Annotated in this window: 4 protein-coding genes and 3 tRNA genes; 6 read left to right on the top strand and 1 reads right to left on the bottom strand. The window is 52.7% G+C overall.

Going from position 1 to position 6,053, the window contains the following annotated elements; all coding sequences use genetic code 11:
* The first annotated feature begins 1,129 nt into the window (after positions 1-1,129).
* The 6 genes from M2368_RS18735 (at position 1,130) to M2368_RS18710 (ending at position 5,757) form a co-directional block, all read left to right on the top strand.
* A complete protein-coding gene (locus M2368_RS18735; protein ID WP_498724834.1) occupies positions 1,130-2,554 on the top strand; it encodes an amino acid permease in 1,425 nt (474 codons plus the stop codon).
* A 176-nt stretch (positions 2,555-2,730) separates the two neighbouring features.
* A complete protein-coding gene (locus tag M2368_RS18730; protein ID WP_498724833.1) occupies positions 2,731-4,107 on the top strand; it encodes an FAD-binding oxidoreductase in 1,377 nt (458 codons plus the stop codon).
* Between the two features lie 109 nt (positions 4,108-4,216).
* Positions 4,217-4,290: transfer RNA gene (locus M2368_RS18725), tRNA-Pro, on the top strand.
* Positions 4,291-4,576: 286 nt separating this feature from the next.
* Positions 4,577-4,648, top strand: a tRNA-Gln gene (locus M2368_RS18720).
* Positions 4,649-4,696: 48 nt separating this feature from the next.
* A tRNA-Glu gene (locus M2368_RS18715) sits at positions 4,697-4,772 on the top strand.
* A 469-nt stretch (positions 4,773-5,241) separates the two neighbouring features.
* Positions 5,242-5,757: a GtrA family protein gene (locus M2368_RS18710; protein ID WP_388026059.1), complete on the top strand. Its 516-nt coding sequence runs from the start codon at positions 5,242-5,244 to the stop codon at positions 5,755-5,757.
* A gap of 105 nt (positions 5,758-5,862) precedes the next feature.
* Here the strand turns inward: M2368_RS18710 and M2368_RS18705 are convergent.
* Positions 5,863-6,053: hypothetical protein (locus M2368_RS18705; RefSeq protein ID WP_498724831.1), on the bottom strand; the 191-nt coding region annotated here is incomplete at its 5' end.

Below are 6,053 nucleotides of genomic sequence, written 5' to 3'. Positions count from 1 at the left end.
TGAGGGTGTGGGAGAGTAGGTCACCGCCGGACTTAACTTGAGTAGATGGTTTGAGGCCCTGGTACCGTTTGGTGCCGGGGCCTCACCTGTTTAACGGGAAGGGGAGGGGGAATTGGGCAGCTGGTGCTGCCTGGTTCCTCCTCCCTCCTGCTTTAACGACCAGTGCGTCCAGGGTATTTGTGTTGGCCAAGGTTGCCGGCGAGCTCAGTTGCTTGCACCGGATGACGAGGGCCAGGTTACCCGAGAATTATTCACTGGAGTTCTTATCCAAATTGAAGATCAGGTTGTCGGCCCAGCCAGCCTTGCTGAGCCATATTTGTTCCCTGACGGGTATCGACTAAAAATGCCAGCTGGTCGACTGCGTAATTTGAGTTTCAGGCACCAAGGCGACAGCTCCGTTTCGGAAGACGATTCCCGCAGTTGCACCACATTCACCTGCCGGCGTGCAATGGTGAGAGCAACTGGCAACCATAGGTCTCGGCGTAAGGGGATTCGACCGACCAAGGGAACCAAGACTGCGAGAATTCACCGGGTCAGGCCAATGAACGTCATTGTGGACCTCGTCTTGGAAAGCCTTGAAAGCAATAGATACTGTCATCCACCGCCTGAAGGCACCGGTGTCATGTTTCTGAAGACGCGGACGCTTACGGACAGTAGATGCTTTGACTTCTGGTGGACAACATGACGGACACAGGCGGGCGTGGCTGCTGACCACTGACGTGCAGCACGTTGAAGCCAGCCGTATCGGAATCCTGCCTCGATATCGAGGGATTGCGCAAGCACATTTAAGCATTCTCAAGGTCGTTGGTGAGGATCGCGCAGCATGATCCTTCAATTGGATTCACGAGTATCTGACTGCGTTGCATGCCGGGATGTGTACTTCTATCGACAGCTCGCGAGTGGTCGAAATTCCAGAATGCCCATCACGCTGTCCCGAGATACCCGTTGGAAGAATTGCCGTCCGGTATCTCAGCTTCTTTTCACCAAGAGTCTGAGGTACCGGACTATCTTGTCTTTTTCCCCGCTCCAAGATGCGTGTGACTGCGATTACATGGATGTCGGGGTTGAAGCACACCATGAAAAGTGAGCGGCAAACCTCTGATGCAGTTAGGAATATCGGAGGAGCAGCATGCGTACTAGCCAGACAAGTCAAAACTTGAAACGTGGTTTAAGCACACGGCACATCAGGTTTATCGCTCTAGGGTCTGCTATTGGCACAGGCTTGTTCTATGGTTCCGCAAGCGCCATTCAAATGGCTGGGCCAGCGGTGCTGTTGGCATACATACTCGGTGGGGCAGTGGTGTTCATGGTGATGCGTGCGTTGGGAGAAATGGCAGTCCGCAATCCGACCTCCGGCTCATTCGGAAGCTATGCCACTGAATTCGTTGGACGCTTTGCTGGCTTTGCAACCGGGTGGACCTACACGTTTGAAATGTTTGTGGTGGCCCTGGCTGACGTGACGGCTTTTGGCGTATATATGGGTTTCTGGTTTCCCAACGTCGAACGATGGATCTGGATCCTGGCAGTTGTTTTCTTCATTGCCGCCGTGAACCTGCTCTCGGTCAAAGTCTTCGGCGAACTGGAATTTTGGTTCTCCTTGATCAAGGTCGTCGCTATCATGGCAATGATCGCTGGTGGCGTTCTCGTAATCGTCTTCGGGTTGGGCAACCAAAGCGAAGGAGCTGCAGGTCTATCCAATCTCTTTGCTGGCGACGGCTTCATGCCGCATGGTGTCTGGGGCATTCTCGCTTCCCTGACCATTGTCATGTTTGCCTTCGGCGGCACCGAAGTGATCGGCATTACCGCTGGTGAAGCGCAAAACCCGCGTAAAGTCATTCCGCAGGCAATTAACTCTGTGCCAGTGCGCATCTTGCTGTTCTACGTACTCACGCTCGGTGTCATCATGTGCATTCAGCCGTGGAACACGATTGATGGTAGTGAAAGTCCATTCGTTTCGATCTTCTCCAGCATCGGCTTCTCGTCAGCAGCAAATGTCCTGAACTTCATCGTCATCACTGCGGCACTCTCAGCAATCAACGCAGACATCTTCGGCGCGGGACGCATGATTCACGGTATGGCCAAACAAGGCCAGGCGCCACAGGTATTCACGAAGACCACGGCTAACGGGGTCCCATGGGTGACTTCACTATCGATGATCGGCGCATTGCTTATTGGTGTAGTGCTGAACATCTGGTTCGAAGATGAGATCTTCTTCCTCATTGCTGCATTGGCTACTTTCGCCACCGTCGTTGTTTGGTCGATGATCCTGATCTCTCATATTCGGATGAAGCACCGGATAGACAGAGATAATCTTGAACCATCTGCATTCCCAGTTCCGCTTTGGCCAGTGGGTAGCTACTTGGCGCTGGCCTTCATGATCTTCGTGATCATCTTAATCGGCATTATTCCGGATACGCGTAGTGCACTCATTACCGGTCTAATCTGGGTGGCAATCCTGGGCGTCTGTTATCGACTAGTCGTCAGAGGAAAAGCTCTTCCAGCAGAAATCCAAGCAGCGCAATCGAAAGAAAATGCAGCAGCTGAACGGTCTTAGCCCGATAAATAATAGGGCAATGACGTATGCCGGCCCCGGACTGGCTGGCCATGAGGGTGCAAACGCAGTTTTGAACCGAGCTACTAGTAAATTGCCAAGTCATCAAGTTCGGCAAAGACCCTCAAAAGCCGTAGTCTCAGGTAAATACTTGCACGCAACGATCCGTGGAGATAAAGATGGCCGCTTCCCATGCCGGATTTCTAGATGCCCTCAGCGCGGCATTACCAGAGAATGCCATTGAAGCAGCGGGCCCGCTGCTTCGAGAAAACTCTAGAGACTTCGGTCAGTTGTCGGGGGATCCCATTGAACCGCTGGCCGTGGTTTTCGCCAGTTCCGTAGCGGATGTACAACACGTTCTACGCTTGGCTAGCGAATACAAGGTTCCGGTCATTAGCCGCGGTGCCGGCACAGGTGTTTCTGGTGGTGTACACGTACTAGGTGATGCCGTCGTCTTGAACTTGAGCAAGATGAATAGAATCCTAGAGATCCGCCCGGAAGATGAGGTCGCTGTGGTTGAACCTGGCGTCATCAATCATCAGCTGAACGAAGCCGTTTCCGAATTCGGCCTCATGTACGCCCCGGATCCTGCTAGCTACAAGGTGTCTACAATTGGCGGCAACATCGCAACCAACGCGGGAGGCCTGCGGTGCGCGAAGTATGGCGTGACCCGAGAAGCAGTGCTCTCCCTAGACGTAGTATTGGCAGACGGCCGACTAATCCGCGTTGGCAAGAATACGTTTAAGGGTGTAGCAGGGTATGATCTCGCCGCACTTTTCACAGGGTCAGAGGGCACGCTGGGCGTTGTCGTTCGCGCAGTTCTCCGATTGCGCTATCTCCCGGTAGACGAGCGAGACATAGCTCTATTGTTCCCCAGCCTGGAAGAAGCAGTCGAGGGCGTTCAACTGATTGCCAAAGCCAGAATTCAGCCTGCCATTTTGGAACTCATTGATCATTCGACTCTGCTCATTCTTGATGAACAGTACTCGACGAATTACGCAGGTCACGGCGGTGCCATGCTCTTGGCTCGACTGGATGGCTATGGCGCCGAGCGTGAAGAAACCGCTCTCCGCAGTGTTTTCGCAGACCGCAATGCCCAGCTAAGCAATTCGGCAGATCCGAGTGCTACGCAACTGATCGAAATGCGCCGAACCAGCCGGGGTGATACTAAAGACGATGCTTACCGGACTGGAGAGGATGTCGCGATTCCGAAAAGCAAGATGCTTGAATACGTGCACCGCGTTCAACGGGCTGCGCGGGACGAAAACGTAAACATGCGGATGATTTCGCATGTAGGGGATGGCAATCTGCATCCGACGTTTTCTGTAGAACCGGAAGACGGCAACGAGCCACTAGCGAGGCTTGACCGTGCAGTTGAAAGCTCCGTACGTATTGCACTGGAACTGGGCGGCACAATTACTGGCGAACACGGTGTCGGGCTGATCAAAAAAGATTGGTTGCAATGGGAACAAGCAACAGAAGTGATCGAACTCCAACAGCAGATAAAGAACCTTTTGGACCCGTTGAATATCTTGAATCCTGGGAAAGCTATCTAATGGTCTTAAGCTGCGAGGCCCGGCTAAGGACTTGGCGGCAAAGAAAAGAGTAGCTATGCCGGGCATTGATGAGAATTCTGCAGGGTGTATAGTGAAATGGTTGTAACCACGGGATATAGCGCAGCTTGGTAGCGCGCGTCGTTCGGGACGATGAGGTCGCAGGTTCGAATCCTGTTATCCCGACACACAGCTAAGGGGGAACTTCGGTTCCCTCTTTTGCATTAAGCAGTCGTCTCAGCACGCAGTGACAGGTCAAGTGGACCTGCCTCCTTCGGCGGCAATTTATCGGCTGACGTGTAGCGAAGCTCAGGTCTGTTACAGGCATTTCAATAAACGAGCTGCAGATCACTCGAGGATATTGCCCCAGGATGTGCGATCCGTGAATTTTTTAGGTATAGTTATATCTCGTGCTAAGGCGTTCAGCGCAGATCAGCTTCGGCTGCTGAAGCAAATGAATACCAAGTCACATTGGGATATGGTGTAATTGGCAACACAACGGTTTCTGGTTCCGTCATTCTAGGTTCGAGTCCTGGTATCCCAGCGCTTCACCAAAGAGATTTGGTGAGCTGAAGATTAATCTTCAGCATACGGCCCCATCGTATAGCGGCCTAGTACTCCGCCCTCTCACGGCGGCAACACGGGTTCGAATCCCGTTGGGGTCACCAAAGCAAAAATCGCGAAACTTATGTTTCGCGATTTTTTTATGCCCAAAAACCGAGGATTCTACGGAACCGACAGCGGCTTCCGCTGATACCTCCTTAAGCAGGGTAATCCGTCAGTAATGTAACGGCGCAGAGTTGCAGGTCTAGCGCGGGTGAGGGGAAACTGCCCGTTGAGCCCGTTGAGCCCGTTGAGCCCGTTGAGCCCGTTGAGCCCGTTGAGCCCGTTGAGCCCGTTGAGCCCGTTGAGCCCGTTGAGCCCGTTGAGCCCGTTGAGCCGCAGGGCATAACAACTCATTGCCCCCATCCTGGCCATTGGACGCTGCCACGAAAATGTCCGACTCATACATCGCTGGAAGCTCATGAGCTTCAATCTGAGCATGCTGTGCAAGGTGACCCATATGGATAACTAAGAACCGCCCTGATTAAGTTTCAATTTTCTATTCGCCGATCCTGGGATGTCTATGCTTGATCCATGAGTGGCAGAGCCAAAGCATTTAGCGATGAAGGCGCACGGGATCCATCGCGCCCAAAACAGTATCGGGAACGAAAGAGAGCTCTGTACTTCCTGGGCATAGGAGGATTCTGCTTCCTCCTGACCTTGGCAGTGAATTACGGATTGAAGTTCACGATTCTGGGGGCGCATCCAACTTCAGCTTTTCTTATCGCTAATGCAGCGGCCACGGTAGTTTCCTACTACCTCTCGAGACGGTTTACCTTTGGGGATGTCGCCCACGGCCTCAAACGTATTCAGTTCATCAAATTCGTCGGCATGTCTACGGTAGCTATTGGAATTACTGCGGCGCCGGTTTATGTATCCCGTTGGATCTTTGGAATCACGGAACCACACGTTTCTTTTATCGTCCAGGAGATCGCCGACTTTATCGCCGGACCAATTATCGGGACGTTACTTGGGATGATCTTCCGATGGTGGGCAATGAAGAAGTTCGTCTTCCTGGATACGCTCCATAAACGTACAGAGATCCTGTAAACCGCAGGAGCAAAGCAGTCGCGATTCCGCTGCAGATTTGTTCAACTGTCAGGGCGTCAGAGTACGCCCGCGGATTATGCAACCACAGTGTAACCACGATCACTGTCAAAAGTGCCCTGCCGATTTGCGGAGCCCTGAAAACCTGTGTATAGTTTTTATCTGTTGCCGGAACGGAAACAACACGGAATCTACCGTTTGTTTACCCGGCAGCCAATCACTTTTCACTGAAGGTTTTCCGCCGATTTTGATCGGATCAGGAACTCTGGTAAGTTGGAAAAGTTGCTCCGGAGCGAAGC

Origin of the sequence: Arthrobacter sp. JUb119 (assembly GCF_024807995.1) — a bacterium.
Classification (GTDB): domain Bacteria; phylum Actinomycetota; class Actinomycetes; order Actinomycetales; family Micrococcaceae; genus Glutamicibacter.
The sequence above is the reverse complement of the archived record's forward strand: the minus strand, read 5'-3'. Positions and strand labels throughout refer to the sequence as shown.

Bases quoted from the DNA above. Each gene is read 5' to 3' on its own strand.
- M2368_RS18735 (WP_498724834.1), top strand. From the start codon at position 1,130: ATGCGTACTAGCCAGACAAGTCAAAACTTGAAACGTGGTTTAAGCACA.
- M2368_RS18730 (WP_498724833.1), top strand. From the start codon at position 2,731: ATGGCCGCTTCCCATGCCGGATTTCTAGATGCCCTCAGCGCGGCATTA.
- M2368_RS18710 (WP_388026059.1), top strand. From the start codon at position 5,242: ATGAGTGGCAGAGCCAAAGCATTTAGCGATGAAGGCGCACGGGATCCA.